Source organism: Ewingella americana ATCC 33852 (genome assembly GCF_000735345.1).
Taxonomy (GTDB): domain Bacteria; phylum Pseudomonadota; class Gammaproteobacteria; order Enterobacterales; family Enterobacteriaceae; genus Ewingella; species Ewingella americana.
Genome location: NZ_JMPJ01000074.1, coordinates 22,510 through 37,863, shown reverse-complemented (window position 1 = coordinate 37,863; position 15,354 = coordinate 22,510). Strand labels below are relative to the sequence as shown.

At 51.7% G+C, this 15,354-nt stretch carries 11 protein-coding genes; 6 read left to right on the top strand and 5 right to left on the bottom strand.

Going from position 1 to position 15,354, the window contains the following annotated elements:
• Positions 1–19: 19 nt before the first annotated feature.
• Positions 20–436, top strand: coding sequence for an SRPBCC family protein (locus GEAM_RS20915; RefSeq protein ID WP_034795641.1), 417 nt, complete (start codon positions 20–22; stop codon positions 434–436).
• A 48-nt stretch (positions 437–484) separates the two neighbouring features.
• Here the strand turns inward: GEAM_RS20915 and GEAM_RS20910 are convergent, their stop codons facing one another.
• The gene (locus GEAM_RS20910; protein ID WP_034795639.1) at positions 485–1,444 is read right to left on the bottom strand and encodes a GlxA family transcriptional regulator; all 960 of its coding nucleotides are present in this window, start codon (positions 1,442–1,444) and stop codon (positions 485–487) included.
• Between the two features lie 106 nt (positions 1,445–1,550).
• Here GEAM_RS20910 and GEAM_RS20905 point away from each other — a divergent pair, with 106 nt between their 5' ends.
• The 3 genes from GEAM_RS20905 (at position 1,551) to GEAM_RS20895 (ending at position 3,640) form a co-directional block, all read left to right on the top strand.
• On the top strand, positions 1,551–1,859 hold the full coding sequence (locus GEAM_RS20905; protein WP_034795637.1) for a putative quinol monooxygenase: 309 nt from the start codon (positions 1,551–1,553) through the stop codon (positions 1,857–1,859).
• A gap of 96 nt (positions 1,860–1,955) precedes the next feature.
• Positions 1,956–2,570 carry a hypothetical protein gene (locus GEAM_RS20900; protein ID WP_034795635.1) on the top strand — a complete coding sequence of 205 codons (615 nt, stop codon included), beginning with the start codon at positions 1,956–1,958 and terminating at the stop codon, positions 2,568–2,570.
• 182 nt (positions 2,571–2,752) lie between these two features.
• Positions 2,753–3,640 (top strand): alpha/beta fold hydrolase, encoded by an 888-nt coding sequence (locus GEAM_RS20895; RefSeq protein WP_034795632.1) that lies wholly within the window; start codon positions 2,753–2,755, stop codon positions 3,638–3,640.
• A gap of 70 nt (positions 3,641–3,710) precedes the next feature.
• On the opposite strand, the gene GEAM_RS20890 is transcribed toward GEAM_RS20895, so the two are convergent.
• Both GEAM_RS20890 and GEAM_RS20885 read right to left on the bottom strand, forming a co-directional pair.
• Positions 3,711–4,946, bottom strand: a complete 1,236-nt coding sequence (locus GEAM_RS20890; RefSeq protein WP_034795630.1) for a diguanylate phosphodiesterase — start codon at positions 4,944–4,946, stop codon at positions 3,711–3,713.
• Positions 4,947–5,105: 159 nt separating this feature from the next.
• Entirely contained in the window at positions 5,106–6,140 is a 1,035-nt protein-coding gene (locus GEAM_RS20885; RefSeq protein WP_034795627.1) for an SDR family oxidoreductase, read from the bottom strand.
• Between the two features lie 113 nt (positions 6,141–6,253).
• Here GEAM_RS20885 and GEAM_RS20880 point away from each other — a divergent pair, with 113 nt between their 5' ends.
• Complete coding sequence (locus GEAM_RS20880; RefSeq protein ID WP_034795625.1) at positions 6,254–7,183, top strand: AraC family transcriptional regulator; 930 nt, start codon at positions 6,254–6,256, stop codon at positions 7,181–7,183.
• A gap of 220 nt (positions 7,184–7,403) precedes the next feature.
• Here the strand turns inward: GEAM_RS20880 and GEAM_RS20875 are convergent, their stop codons facing one another.
• Complete coding sequence (locus tag GEAM_RS20875) at positions 7,404–8,111, bottom strand: DUF1120 domain-containing protein (protein WP_034795622.1); 708 nt, start codon at positions 8,109–8,111, stop codon at positions 7,404–7,406.
• Between the two features lie 85 nt (positions 8,112–8,196).
• A complete protein-coding gene (locus GEAM_RS20870) occupies positions 8,197–8,859 on the bottom strand; it encodes a DUF1120 domain-containing protein (protein ID WP_034795620.1) in 663 nt (220 codons plus the stop codon).
• 1,331 nt (positions 8,860–10,190) lie between these two features.
• Between GEAM_RS20870 and GEAM_RS20865 the strand changes: the two genes are divergently transcribed.
• Positions 10,191–15,209 carry an inverse autotransporter beta-barrel domain-containing protein gene (locus tag GEAM_RS20865; protein ID WP_034795617.1) on the top strand — a complete coding sequence of 1,673 codons (5,019 nt, stop codon included), beginning with the start codon at positions 10,191–10,193 and terminating at the stop codon, positions 15,207–15,209.
• Positions 15,210–15,354: the final 145 nt, after the last annotated feature.

The window sequence follows — 15,354 nt, the reverse complement described above, 5'->3', positions numbered from 1 at the left end:
AATTTTATGGAGTAATAAAATGTCACACGTTAGCGTTTCTATCGAAATTCCTGCATCACCCGATCAAGTATGGCAACTGATGGGTGGTTTCGACTCACTGCCAGACTGGCTGCCGTTTATCCCTAAAAGCGAGATAACCGAAGGCGGGCGAGTGCGCAGCCTGACAACGGAAGACGGCGGCACCGTGGTTGAGCGCCTGCAATCTTTCGACAATCAGGCAAAAAGCTACAGCTATTCCATCTTGCAGGCACCTTTCCCTGTCGTAGATTATCTCGCTACGCTGTCTGTTCATCCTACCGCAGATGACAATGTCAGCCGCGTCGAATGGTCCGGACGCTTCACGCCAGTGAATGTCAGTAATGCAGAAGCTGAAGCTCTGTTCAGCGGTATTTTTGAAGGCGGCCTTCAAGCACTGAAAAACAACTTCGTTGCCTGATAATCCACACCGAGCCCTTTGGGCTCGGTGATTTCACTGCAACAGACCTCAAGACGCCCGCAGCTCACGCACCCCTCGGCCAATTCTGCGTCGCAGCAAAGTTCGCAGGGTGACGCCATCGGCATAACCCACTTGTTCAGCAATGTAATCAACGGTGTGTTTGCTGGTTCTAAGCAGATGTACGGCGCGCTCTATCCTCAGATCCTGAATGTATTCAACCGGAGTTTTACCCAGCGCGGCATTTAAATGACGTGCGAGGGTTCGCTTTGTGGTGCCAAGCGCATCAGCGGCGTTATCCACGGAAATGGCTGAGCAAAGGTTTTCTCGCACCCAGCGGTCAAAGCGCTCCACCAGCGGATTAGAATGGTCAATATGGTCAGATATCGCATAGACCGATTGCGAGACACGCGTATCGAATACCATATATTTGGCAACGATTGCCGCTAATTCAGGGCTGCAATTGCGGATCAAAGACAGGGTAAGATCGAGATGACTCAGTGCCGCGCCCGCCGTCACTATTCGGTTATTGGGAACCACAATTCTGTGCGAATCTACGTTTATGTTTGGGTAACGCTGACGAAACACTGATGAGAGCCACCAGGTGGTTGTCGCAGCAAGGCCATCGAGCAGCCCACTCTCAGCAAGCAAGAATGTGCCCGTACAGGCTGCCGCAATCCCCGCTCCCTCTTTGTGCCATTTACGCAAAATGGCTAAAGCATCGACAACGTCCTCTCTTTCAAGCACCGGCAGCAGTGCTTCAGCATTGGTGTAATTCAGCGCAGGTAAGATCACCCAGTCTGGAGTAGGTGAGTTGGCAATATCGCAGACAGGCACCCTCATCCCTAGAGCCGTATGCACCTCCTGCCGTACTCCGGCGATAGTGATATCAAATCCGGCAGTGGCGATCCCCGAAGCCTGAGACAAATTATTAGCCATCGACAGACTATCCAGCACGGCGGTTAAACCGGTGTCGAACACGCCTTCAAGGACCAGCACGTAAATTCTCATGTCAAAATAGATACCATTATTGTCGATTGGGACAATATACGTCGTTATCCTCCCTCCGTATAGTCGATATCGCTGAACAAGATGCTGATGCAATAGGAGATTAAAGATGATTAAACATGCGTTATTTGTCCGTCTGGAAGCAAAACCGGGAAAAGAACAGGCGGTAGCCGATTTCCTTTCCATCGGGCTAGAACTCACTAATGTCGAAGAGACCACGCCACTCTGGTTTGCTCTGAAACTTTCGCCAAGTACCTTTGGCATCTTCGATGCTTTCTCAAGCGAAGAAGACCGCCAAATACATCTTCAAGGTGTATTAGCCAAAAAATTAGCGGACCACGCTGATAAATTACTGGTTAAACCGCCATCAATCGAATTCATTGATGTTTTAGGTATGAAGAACGCTTGGTGCCAATAGCTTTAATTTAATTTCTTCGAGATGTGCGTCGTCAGTTGTTGATGAATAAGTAAAGTCTGATGTTCCATATTAATAATTTTATTCTAGAGGTGTGTTATGTTGAATAAATACAAATTTGGCATTTTATTAGCAGCAATGTCAGTGTCCAACCTGGCATCTGCTCAAACGCAAGATATTCAGCCTGAACGTATTCGTGGCGATATTATTTCTTTTAAAGGTGAAATATTAACGGTGCATCGCACGGCCGGTGACACCGTCACTATTGACCTAAAACCTAACGTTGGCGTTTCATCTTTCAAACCAGCCATGCTTTCCGACGCGAAGCCCGGTACTTACGTCGGCACACCGGCGATCACCCACAGCAATGGCAAACTAATCGCGACATCAATGATAATTTTCCCAGAAGCGGCACGCGGCACGGCTGAAGGGCACTTCCAGTATGATTTCGGCCCAAAAAGCACCATGACCAACGCAAACGTGGTGTCGGTGGTTACCGGCTCATCCGGGCGTGAACTTCACCTTTCATATAAAGGAGGCACGAGCACCGTGACAGTCCCCACCAATGTTCCCGTGGTGACGCCGGTTCCAGCAAGTAAAGATGATTTAATAAAAGGCAAGAAAGTCTTTCTGGTCGTCACACCAACAAATAGCGGCGTTTATGACGCGCAGGTGTTATTCGTTGAGAAAGACGGCATTGTCCCAGCCTTCTAATATTTAAATCCCTTATTACTTGCATTATTAATCGCGTAAACAATACATGATTTTTAATGAGAGTTTATGCTTTAGATAAAATAGATGAATCTCATTTAATTAATACCTCTGGACATAAATTAATTTAAAAGAAAATTAATGGTTTTTCACCCTCTTAAAAACAGTACGCGTGGAGTTTAAATATGAGCGAATATGAACCAGTAGACGGTATTTATCCTTTCCCAACCTCAATGCATTCACAGAAAATCGAGGTGAATGGCGCCTCCATACATGTGCGAATGGGGGGAAGTGGCCCCGCGGTGCTTATGCTGCACGGCTTTGGCACAACGGGTGACATGTGGGGCCATTTGGCGAGCGCGTTAATTCAAGATCACACGCTTATTATCCCAGACTTACGAGGTTTGGGCCTCTCCTCGGTGACCGAATCTGGCTACGATAAAGAAACACAGGCAGGCGATATTGCCGGGGTGCTTAATGCCCTAGGCATAAATGTGGTCAGATTAATAACTCATGATATCGGCATTATGGTCGGGTACGCCTTTGCGGCGGCACATCCTGAAAGGGTGAGTGAGTGGGTAGCTATTGATGCTCCTTTGCCGGGAATAGGGCCATGGAAGGAGATCCTCCAAGACCCAAGCATGTGGCATTTTGGATTTGGTGGCCATGATATGGAGCGAATGGTTGAAGGGCGCGAACGGATTTATCTCGACCGATTCTGGAATGAACTCTCTTACGAGCCCGCCCGTTTCGACGAGGCTAAGCGTCAGCACTATGCGCAGTTATATGCTCAGCCGGGCGCGATGAGAGCCAGCTTCGCTCATTTTCTGGCATTCAGTCAGGATGCAATAAACAACGAGAAACTGAGAATGAAGGGCAAATTATCCATGCCGGTGTTGGCTTTGGGCGGTTCAGCTTCTTTCGGCCCAATGATTGGCTCAGTGATCAATTGCGTTGCGGCAAACGTTCAGGAGGAAATCATCCCTGAATGTGGCCACTGGATCACGGAAGAGCAGCCACAACTGACCACAAAGCTGATTGTCGAATTTTTGAATCGCTTTACTTCACTATAAAATGAGCCAGACAGAACTCAAGCCCACAAGGTTATAGACTCTCCCCCGCAGGCCAGAGCGGCTGCGGGTTTTACACCACCTTCTCACGCTGGCCAAACTCGTCATCGAGTTCGGGCCAGGCGATAAGAGGCAGGCGATTTAGCCCCGGCTTGGCAAACAGGCTGCCCTGAAAATGGCAAATGCCTGCCGCTTCTAGCCACATCCACTCCTCGACCTGTTCTACGCCGGTGGCGGTCAGCGAGATCTCAAGCGACGAGCAGAACTTAATGATGGAAAGCACAATCGCCTGCTTCGGTCCGCTTTTATGCACGTCTTGGATAAGGCTCGGTTCAATCATCAGCTTGTCGGGCTGCATCTGGGTCAGCTGTAGCAAGCCCGCAGAGCCTGCGCCGAAGTTCTCCACCGCCAGCCGCATGCCGGAAGCCTTGAGCTTTTTCATCGCCAGATAAAACGGCTCTTCCGCCGTAACTGAGCCGTTTTCAGTTAAGGCGATAACTACCTGTTCCGGCACCAGTCCGCTGGCGGCTATCTCCTGCAGCAGAAACTCCACCGCGTTCGGCGCATTGGACAGGGTCATTGGCAGCAGTGAGATAGTCAGACTTTTATCACCAATGCCGAATTCGCTAGCCATCGCGAACGCGTGGCGCTTGGACTCGAGATCAGCGCTGTAGATATTCTTATGTTCAGACCGCGCGTAATACCCCAGCGGCGAGCCGCCTTGCGGGTCACAGAGCGTGGCGACAAATGAAACAATCTGCTTTTTCAGCGGATCGACCACCGGCTGGAATGCATAGCTGCACTCTGGGGAAGACGATGCCTGCACCGGGTAGGACTGAGAGCTATCGACCACAAAGGACCAGCTCTCAGGCGAGGGAATATCAAGATAGTTTTCTTTTTCGCGCGCCTGCACAAAAGTGGAAAGGAACTGCAATGCGCGGTCATCGTAGGTTAAGCGATACTTTGACGTGCCTTTATCGAGCACGGCCTGAAATACCACGTCTTCGCTGTAGGTTCTGAGGTCGAAAAGCTCCATGCCGACCTTGCCGAAGCGTCGAGCAGGGGCATGGTCACGCATCAGCTCCACCACATTGTTATGGCGCTTATCGGCAGCAATCTTAGCGAAGATGCTGTCTACGGCGTCCTCTGGACCTTCCAACAGCTGGAAAAAGTGGGTGTCATCATGCAACAAGATGCCGGTGACCGAGGATTGGCTATTGGTCATGCTGGCTTTAGCGACCATATTGTCCAAATCATCAAGCTGGGTGTTGCTGCTGATTTGGCTGCGGTAGACGAGGGTCAGGAGCATGTAGGGGACCTTGGATTAGCAATTCAGGGTAAGACCCTAACAGAGAATGCAGGGGGAGAGCCAAGGATTAAGTGAAATTGTATGATCAGCGATGAAGTTGATTTACCCATTAAGTGAATAATTGATGAAGCGCCATGACGACGCTTCATCGAAAGAAAGTTACTTGTTATCGACAAGTCCCAGTTCAATTAAGCTTTTCGCCGTGGCAATAATCGCCTGTTCAGGGGAGCGAGGCGCCCAGCCCAACAAGCTTCGTGCCTTGGCATTGGTCACATTCATATCAACGCCCAGCAGTTTGACCATCCCCAGCATGACCGGGTTTTTATCGGCGGCGGCCCGCACCATGTCATCACTCAATGCCAGAGTCGATACCTTGCGAGACTCCTCGCCCAAGTTATCGCGCAACGTCTGCGCCACCTGCAATAGAGTCAGACTGTTACCCGAGCTGGCAAGAAATCTTTCGCCATTGGCCGCCGGATGGGTCATCGCCAACAAGTGCAAATCAGCCACATCCCGCACATCGACAAAGCAGGAGTTGATGTTTGGGCAGCCCGGCTCGCCTTCCAGCATATTCTTTATTATGCGAGTGGAGTGGGAGTAGTCGCCGCCCAACACCGGGCCTAGCACCGCAACCGGGTTAACAGAGGCAAGCTCAAGTTCGCCCTGAACGCTGGCGATAAAGTCCCACGCGGCGCGTTCCGACAAGGTTTTTGATTTCTGGTAAGGCCAGACATCGCCACTGATGTCGCTCCAGTCGTTTTCGTCGAAAGGGCGGCGATAATCAGCCGGGTGGCCGACCCCGATGGCACCAAACGCCGAGGTTAGAACCACACGTTTAACCCCCGCATTATGCGCCGCACGCAGAACCCGCAGGTTGCCCTCAATCGCCGGCTTGACCCAATCGTCTTCCGTCACTTGGCCACCAGAAGGGGTAGGCGACGCGCCGTGCATGACATAAGTACAGCCTGCCGCCGCCTCGTCCCAGCCCGCGTCCGACATCAAATCAGCGACCACAAAGGTCAGATTATCCTGCGCGTCAACGCCGCCCTGATGCAGATGCTGCCGGACTTCAGCCTCGCGCTCGAGAGAACGCACGGTGGTCCGAACCTGATAGCCGCTGTTCAACAAAGCAATAATGCAGTGCTGCGCGATAAAACCTGTACCGCCCGTCACCAATACTTTTTCTTTACTCATCACGTTAACCTCTTGATGTTGTGTCGCATTAATCCCGTTGCTAAACAGCTTAGAGGAGGATGGGCGTACTTAAAATCCTTGATAGTCCGGATTAGTTGCTGGATAGTACGGAAATGAACAATGATCCATTTTCTGACATCATCAAGCTCACGCAGGCCCAGTCTTTGGTTACTGGCGGTTTTACCGCGGGTGGTCAGTGGGCGCTGCGCTTTCCTGCCCCGGATAAAATCAAATTTTTCGCCATCGTAAAAGGCAGTTGTTGGGTCATTTTGCAAGGGGAGCCAGCCCCGGTGCGGTTTTCGACGGGGGATGTGGGGCTGCTGAGCGCCAAGCGATCTTTTATCCTCGCTAGCCATCCGGATGTTGAGCCAGTTGACGCCATGAGCGTGTTTTCTGGTGCAGGTAAAGTCGATGTTGCCGTGGGGGAAGGGGATGATTTTGAGCATATTGGGGGCCATATACTGCTCAATCCCACCAGCGGCAAGCTGCTAATGCATGTCCTCCCGCCGTGGATCCACATACCGGCAGCCTCAGACCAAGCCGCCTCTTTTCGCTGGCTGCTCGACCAACTGGTGCTGGAGCGCCGTAACGCTCGGGCTGGCTCACAGCTGGCCTCCGCGCACTTAGCGCAGTTACTGTTTATTCATATCCTGAGAGAATATGTGCAAACCAGCGATGTTCTATCTTCTGGGTGGTTGCGGATACTTGCAGATAAACGTCTGGTTCCGGCATTACAGCTGATACACGGCGATCCGGCCCGTAAATGGCATCTGGAAGAGCTGGCTAAATCCTGTGCCATGTCACGCACCACCTTTGCGCAAAATTTCAGGGTAATTGCGGGCATGACCCCAATTGCCTATCTGACTCAATGGCGCGTGCGTCTTGCCGAACGCGCATTGTCCGAAGGAGAAGAGCAGATTGCCGTGGTGGCTCACTCACTGGGTTATGCTTCGGTGAGTGCTTTCAATACCATTTTTAAACGAGAGACCGGTCTGTCCCCCAAAGCTTGGAGACTGGCTGTGCGCGCTTCGCACTCCGCATAACTATGCCGGAGACATATTTACAGGGGAACTACATCCGCATACCCTATTTGCTCCGCAATATAATTAAATATGGGTTTGTTATTAGGGGATGACCTAAGTCATATAGAAAGTCATCAAACACGTAGGATAAGGCGAGTGCCAATTTCTCACTCACCCTTATTTTTAAAAATTTATCAAAAAATGCCCCTGACTACATTTCATCTAAAAAATGATGATTTTATTATAAATAATTTATACTAAATGTTGCATTTCCATCCATATGCACTTGTTCGTTTATTCCCAATGCTGTTCGGCTAGACAATGCGGCTGATATTTTAACCGGCACGACTGCTGTAGTTACTGCTATAAATTCTTTTTTGTCATTTTCCTTGCTTGTAAAAGCAAACTGTTGATTATTATCGCCATTAACGAACGCTGCTAAAGGGTAACCCCATGGACTTCCACTGTTGCTAAACATTATACGTACTGACTTTCCGTTAGCGACCGTTCGGGTATAATCGTAGGCCATTGCGAAAGCACCGATCGGGTGTCCGCTCGAATTCTTTCCTAGTCCATATTGTTGAACGTTAAAAGTTCTCTGATCATCACCATTGATACCAGCTCCTTTAATAATTGCGTTCGATTCTGTAGTATTACGGTTATCCATCGCCGAGAAAGTAAAAGTGGTGGCCGTAGCGCATGTGAAATTTAAATTTATATATTTATGCTCCAGCTGGTTATCCCTTTCATTAAGATCATCAGTGCTTATATTTCCGTAATCCACCACACCGCCATTTTCCAGCGTGAGCATACAGGCACCCGTTTTCACCGTTCCTTTTATCGACAAGTTCGTACTAGGACCTGGAGCAGCCATGGTATTTAAGCTCGCTACTATCAGGCAAAATAGTGTTGAGACTTTCAATGTATTTTTCATTGCCTTGCTGGTCATTTCAATCGCATCCCTTGATTAAGTTATTTATTAATTCGGCCCATTATTTGGACCGAATCATTTAGCTTATCAACGTCTCTCTCTGTTACAGATATTCGAAGTTGATGGTGGTGTTACCGTCTAGGTTCGCCGTTTCGGTGATACCGCCTAGTGCAGAACTCAGCGCCGGTGTCGCTTTCAGGCTAAAGGTGAATACCGTCGCATCTTTTGGTGTCGTACTTCCGGTTGCTGCAAAAGTCAGGTACTGCTGCGACGTATTGTTATTGGCGAAGGTGTCCAGCGTCATTTTGCTCCAGGTCGTTTTGTCGGAGCTCATCAGCAGGTCGCCGGCGGTGCCGTCACCCTGAATAGCGGTAACACTCAGACCATAGGAACCGATTTTGATGTCGCCCGCTTTGCCCAGGCCGAAGGCTGTAGCTGCCGCGGTCGGCTCATTAGTATGAGTAGGCACGGAGTCTGCACGGTTGTCTACAAAGCTCATAGCTACTTTGGTCGCTGTGGTACAGGTCACGGTAGCGGTGATAGATTTACCCGCCAGTGCAAAGGTACCGGTGGCCGGCAACTGGTCAACAGAAGTTTCGCCGAAGTCGATGATACCGCTGTTGGTCAGCACAGGTGAACAGGCACCCGGCGTGATGGTACCAGTAATGCGCAGGGTGGCCTGAGGAACTGCCATCGCAGAAGTGGTGGCCGCCAACAGGCAAGCCAGAGAGGTCATTTTCAGTACTGATTTGATATTGCTTTCCATAGTGGTAAATCTCCATTAGTTACACGTTTAAAAAATATATTTTCGTTAAGCAGACGACTTGAGAACGGATCCTCCCATCCTGACGCAGCGATCCGTTTCCTGTTCTTAGAAAAGCCCTCTGCGTCGGTCGTTATTGCTGCTAATCTCATCATCGCATAATAATTAGGGGCAATACCGCACGGCTAATAATTAAGGCGAATTTAATTTATGTTCAACTTATAACAATAAAAAACTTTTAATAATACTTCAGAGCAATCAAATGGCATGACATCAAATACAATGACCAATAATTATTTAACGCTTACTCACAAAATAACCACTTCTTCTATACTAATTACCCAACGTCGGAAGTTATGTTATTTTTTTCGACCACTTGACGTGAACAAGTATCTTATAAAACCACCTGCACGGCAATCCGGTATAATTAACAGAACATATGAAGAAATAATAAATAAAGGGTCATTATCTCTGCGATTTATTGTGTCCATTACTCAAAGGCTTGAAGAGCATGCTCGAGTTGCAGGGGCACGCCGTGACCTGCCCGGCGCTGACAGGATCTCAGGTCAACCGCTTTAAGCTGCCCAGTCGCAAGTATGACCAAGCCCGTAATAAAAAAGCCACCCGGCTAGCCCAAAAGTAGATGCTTGGTATGCAAGATGAGGGAACAAGTGCCAGCGACTGGATGAGGCGAGGGCGGTAGGCATCGGCAAGTTCGCCAATGAGGCGATTTCCGAGGACGCATCCGTCAGCAATAGGGTCTGCCGCTGCGTAGGCAGTATGCCGCAGGGTTAACTGATTGCTTCAAGACCATAAACAATGTTGCAGACAAGGAAGGTAGGCCAATTGCCTGTAGAGGGAACGTGCCATTTATAATTGAAAACGCCCCTGAGTTGGGCAATATTTTTCTAAGAAATTACCCAGCATTCCCATTATCGGAATTTAGCCCTGCATATATTCACCACGCATGAACTTTCTCAGCACTGGCGATGAGAATAACCCACCATCTTGCCTGATATTTATTCGCCATCACCTTCTCCTAATAGCGGAAGAAACTTATCAATCTATTGATTTATAAGAACATTACTCATCCAAAAAGATATTGGCACGGCCTAGTAGTCCATTTCCTACATTCCATGGTGACTTTTCTTATTCTGCGATTCCTCTTAATAAAGTCTAATACACCCAGTAAAAATTCTTTTCTATAAGGATATTTTTACTCAATACGGATGTTGTATTTCCTCATTCATTTGGAACTGGTTAAAAGGAATGCCTTCTCTAAATACCAGCATATATTCCTTTTAATAAAATCCTACTTCTCATGAGTACATATTATGAAGGTTTCATCTGCGCACTTTATTAAGCGTCGCACGGCCGTCGTCGGCTGGCTGACGATTTTCACTCAGGCGGCCTTGCCTCTGAGTTTTGCCTATGCACCCCTGGTTCACGCGGCACAAGATCCTGCTGCTAAATGGTATCAGTCTGGTAATAACGACCTGAATGCCCAATCAATTTTTGAAAATCATTCTGACACTTTGGCCTCTTCCGGCTCGGCCCTGTCCGAAGGCAATGCCGCAGGCATGGCGCGCTCCGCTGCTACCGGCGCGGTGAATAATTCCATTGAGGAGTGGCTGGGCCAGTTCGGCACCGCCCGCGTCCAGCTCAATCTAGACGACAAGTTTAAAACCGAGGGCAGCGAAGCTGACCTGCTGGTGCCGCTGTATGAAAATAAAGACAATATTCTGTTCACCCAGCTTGGTTTCCGCCACAAGGACGAACGCAACACAGGTAACCTCGGCCTCGGCGTGCGTCACTTCACCGGCGACTGGATGCTCGGCGCTAACACCTTCTTTGATAACGATTTTACCGGCGAGAACCGCCGCATGGGCGTCGGTGTGGAAGCGTGGCGCGACTACCTAAAACTGTCTGCCAACAGCTATATTCGCCTCAGCGATTGGCATCAGTCGCGCGATTTTGAAGACTACGACGAGCGCCCGGCTAACGGTTACGACCTGCGCGCCGAAGGCTGGCTGCCAAGCTTCCCGCAGCTCGGTGCCAAAGTGATGTATGAGCAGTACCAGGGTGACGAAGTCGCCCTGTTCGGCAAAGATAATCGCCAGAAAGATCCGTGGGCCTTCACCGGCGGCGTCAACTACACGCCAATTCCTCTGCTGACCCTCGCCGCGCAGCACCGCGCCGGTAAAGACGGCCAGAGCGATTCCCAGCTTTCCTTGCAGATGAACTATCGTCTCGGCGAGTCGTGGAGCAAGCAGGTTGACCCGAATCTGGTGGGCGCGTCGCGCACCCTCAACGGCACTCGCTACGATTTGGTTGAGCGTAACAACAGCATCGTGCTCGACTACCGCAAGCAGGAAACCGTCAAGCTGGTTGTGCCGGAGAAGACCTCGGGCAAGAGCCGCAGCACGGTGCCGGTCAGCTTCACCGTTGAAACCAAAAACCCGCTGCAGCGCATCGACTGGGATGCCTCGTCGCTGGTCGCCGCAGGCGGCTCGTTGACGCAGGTTGGCAGTAACCAACTGAGTATCACTATGCCGCCCTATCAGGCAGCGGGCAGCAACGTCTATCGCTTCGCAGGCGTGGCCTATGACGCCAAAGGCAACAGCGGCAGCGCCACCGGCGAGCTGCATGTGGAAGTGGGCGAGGTTAGCGCCGGAGCCACCACGGTGAGCGCCAACCCAACCACGATTACAGCCAATGGTACCAACACCTCGACGCTGAGCATCGGCCTGTTCGATGCCGAAGGCAATCCCGTGCCGGGCATGGGCAAATCTTTAACCTCTTCCATCAAAGAGACGTTGGCTGCTAAGCAGGCCTCTACGGCTCCGGTGCAGTCGGCGGTCGTCGGCCCGATTGAAGAGACTTCTCCGGGCGTTTATCAGGCAGTGGTTACGGCAGGTACCCGCGCAGGCACTGCGGTGGTCTCCTCGCAGTTCAACGACATCGCCTTACCGGACATCACCATCACCCAGTCTGCCGATGCGGCCACCGGCCATATCGACAGCGGCGCTATTTTAGTGGCGACCGACAACAGCGCGGCAAACGACAGTTCAATGAATGAAGTCAATGCGGTGATCACCGACTCAGGGAGCAACCCGCTGCCTAACGCGCCGGTGACCTTCTCACTGACAGGCTCAGCTACCGTGGCACCGGGCTCATCCCTTAATGCCATGACCGATGAAAAAGGCCGAGTGGGTATCCGCTTCATCAACAAAGTGGCCGAGAAAGTCACCGTCACCGCCACGCTGGAAAACGGCAACTCGGGCAGCATTGATACCCACTTTATCGCCGACGCCAATACTGCCAGCATAAACAACGGCGACCTCGGCGTGGATAAAAACGAGGTGGTCGCCAACAACGTCGACTTCGCCACCTTCAAGGCTGTGGTGAAAGACGCCAACGGCAACCCGGTGCCGAAATTCACCGTTAACTGGAGCAACGACAAAGGCAGCTTGTCTGCAAATAGCAGCGATACCAATGAAAACGGCGAAGCGACGGTGACGCTGAAGCACACCGTGGCAGAAGCCGCGCAGGTGGCGGCATCGGTGGGTAACTCCGGCAGCATCAATGCGCCGGTGGTTAACTTCAAAGGTGATAGCGGCAACCTGTCTGCGGCGAACTCCGCGCTGGCAGCCACGCCGGATACTATCGTAGCAAACGACATCGAAGCATCAACCATCCAACTGGCGTTGAAAGACGGCAATAACAACCCCGTTACGAGTCAAGCAGTCACCTTTAGCAGTAGCCTTGGCGGCAATTTTGGTGCCGTGACCGACAACGGCGACGGCACTTACAGCGCACAGTTTACCAGCACCACGGCGGGCGCGGCGAGCATCACCGCCAACGTAGGCGGCAGCACCTTTGGCGCGACGGCGACCACGGTCACCGTGAAAGCGGACAGCACGAATCTGTCAACGGCGAATTCCGCCCTGACGGCAAGTGAACCGAGCATCGTGGCCAACGGTATTGCAGCATCCATCATTACCCTGAGCCTAAAAGACGCGCATAACAACGCCGTCAGCGGCCTGAACGTGGGCTTCGCCAGCGACCTTCCAAACAGCAGCATGGGCACAGTGACTGACAACGATGACGGCACCTATAGTGCGTCGCTGATTGGCACCACGGCGGGTATCACCACCCTCACCACCACCGTCGGCGGTAGTCCGTTCAGCGTCAGCGCGGCCTCTGTCACTCTGACGGCGGACAGCAATAACCTGTCTCCGACCTACTCGACGCTGGGCGCTGCTCCGACGAGTATTGTGGCCGATGGCGCGACAACCGCGACGATCACGCTGAACCTGAAGGATGCGAATAACAACCCGGTTAAGGGGTTGAGTGTGGCATTCAACAGCGACCTTGCTAACAGCAGCGTGGGCACGGTAAATGACCACGGGGACGGTACCTACAGCGCACTGCTGACCGGCACCACCGCGGGAACCACCAATATCACCACCACGGTGGAGAACAGCGCCTTTGGCGTGGCGGCGACCTCGATGACCCTGACGGCAGATAAAAATAACCTGTCTGCGGCCAACTCTATTCTGGCAGCAACCCCAGACACTATTGTGGCGGACGGCACCACCGGTTCCACTGTTCAATTGACTTTAAAGGATGCCAACAACAACCCGGTGGATGGTCTGAACGTCGCATTCAACAGCGACCTCCCGAACAGTAGCGTAGGTACCATGAGCAACTCAGGCAATGGCATCTATACCGCAACACTGATCGGCACCACGGCGGGTACCGCGAATATCACCACCACCATTGATGGTAATCCGTTCGGCGTGACAGCAGCTTCAGTCACTCTGACGGCGGACAAAGACAACCTGTCTACGGCGAACTCGACGCTGGTAGCTGCGCCACTCAGCATCGTGGCTAACGGCACCGCCGGTTCCACTGTTCAGTTGACTTTAAAGGATGGCAACAACAACCCGGTGGATGGTCTGAACGTCGCATTCAACAGCGACCTCCCGAACAGTAGCGTAGGCACCGTGAGCAACCCAGGCAATGGCATCTATACCGCAACGCTGATCGGCACCACGGCGGGTACCGCGAATATCACCACCACCATTGATGGTAATCCGTTCGGCGTGACCGCGGCCTCTGTCACTCTGACGGCGGACAAAGACAACCTGTCTACGGCCAACTCGACGCTGGTCGGAAACCCGGTCAGCATTGTGGCCAACGGCACCACCGCATCTACCATCACGCTGACCCTGAAGGATGTACACAACAACCCGGTGAAAGGCCTGACGGTCACCTTTGACAGCAGCCTGCCTAACAGCAGTGTGGGTGGCGTAACCGATCACAACGACGGCACTTATACCGCGTCGCTGATCGGCACCACGGCGGGTGATAGCAGTATCACCGCCAACATTGGCGGCACGCCATTTGGCGTCAGCGCGGCCTCTGTCACTCTGACGGCGGACAGCGGCAATCTGTCTACAGCAAACTCGATGCTGGTGGCCGCTCCGGACAGCTTCGTGGCAAACGGCACTGACAGCTCTACCGTCACGCTGAGTCTGAAAGATGTGCATAACAACCCGGTCAAGGGTCTGACGGTCACTTTCTTAAGCAGCCTGACTAACAGCGCCATCGGCCTCGTAACCGACCACGGCGACGGCACTTACAGCGCGTCGCTAAAAGGCACGACGTCCGGCTCTACGACCATCACCACCAAAGTGGGCGGCGCAGCCTTCGGCGTGACGGCGGCTACCGCCACGCTGAAGGGGGATATCGCCACGGCGAAAGTCGTTACGCTGGCTTCAAACGTGGTAAATCTCATTGGTAATGGCACCGCAGGGGCAATTTATACCGCCACGGTGAAAGATGCACATAACAACCTGGTTGAAGGCGCTGACGTGAGCTGGGGTACCACTTCGGGCAGCATGAGTAATGCAACATCAACCACCAACAGCAGTGGTCAGGCAGTCAGTACGCTGTCCGGCATCACACGTACTGCATCGACAAACACATCGGCAACGGTTACCGCAACGGCCGTCGCTGGCAATAAAACGGCGAATATTACTGTTCGAACGGTTGTGCAGGTTGGCACTCGCTTTTACTGGTCAATGACTAATCTGAACGACACTAACGAAGCCGGAGCACAGGCGAAATGTGCTCTTTACGGCGGTGGGCGTGTGTTAGAAGAAACTGACCTTGCCGACTTTAAAAATGGTGGCGGCAACTACAATACCAAATCGACGAGTGACGGCGAATATTTAGACAAGTGGTACCGTTATGCTGGTCAGTGGACAACCAGAACCGTCGATCTTTACGGTAATGTGGGACGCACTGAAGACTGGGAAGGCGAAAGCTACACCTGTATAAAATAGTTTTGGGTAAAATCAGCTAACAATTAATAAAACCAAGGGGTTCTGTGCAAACAGAACCCCTTTTTCAATGTGTAAACAGCTCAATTATTACAAAGATATGATTGAGCATTCAGGCGACTTGAAATGTTTCAATGATGCAAATAAG

Coding starts and splice junctions, on each gene's coding strand:
- GEAM_RS20915 (WP_034795641.1), top strand. CDS start 20: ATGTCACACGTTAGCGTTTCTATCGAAATTCCTGCATCACCCGATCAA.
- GEAM_RS20910 (WP_034795639.1), bottom strand. CDS start 1,444: ATGAGAATTTACGTGCTGGTCCTTGAAGGCGTGTTCGACACCGGTTTA.
- GEAM_RS20905 (WP_034795637.1), top strand. CDS start 1,551: ATGATTAAACATGCGTTATTTGTCCGTCTGGAAGCAAAACCGGGAAAA.
- GEAM_RS20900 (WP_034795635.1), top strand. CDS start 1,956: ATGTTGAATAAATACAAATTTGGCATTTTATTAGCAGCAATGTCAGTG.
- GEAM_RS20895 (WP_034795632.1), top strand. CDS start 2,753: ATGAGCGAATATGAACCAGTAGACGGTATTTATCCTTTCCCAACCTCA.
- GEAM_RS20890 (WP_034795630.1), bottom strand. CDS start 4,946: ATGCTCCTGACCCTCGTCTACCGCAGCCAAATCAGCAGCAACACCCAG.
- GEAM_RS20885 (WP_034795627.1), bottom strand. CDS start 6,140: ATGAGTAAAGAAAAAGTATTGGTGACGGGCGGTACAGGTTTTATCGCG.
- GEAM_RS20880 (WP_034795625.1), top strand. CDS start 6,254: ATGAACAATGATCCATTTTCTGACATCATCAAGCTCACGCAGGCCCAG.
- GEAM_RS20875 (WP_034795622.1), bottom strand. CDS start 8,111: ATGACCAGCAAGGCAATGAAAAATACATTGAAAGTCTCAACACTATTT.
- GEAM_RS20870 (WP_034795620.1), bottom strand. CDS start 8,859: ATGGAAAGCAATATCAAATCAGTACTGAAAATGACCTCTCTGGCTTGC.
- GEAM_RS20865 (WP_034795617.1), top strand. CDS start 10,191: ATGAAGGTTTCATCTGCGCACTTTATTAAGCGTCGCACGGCCGTCGTC.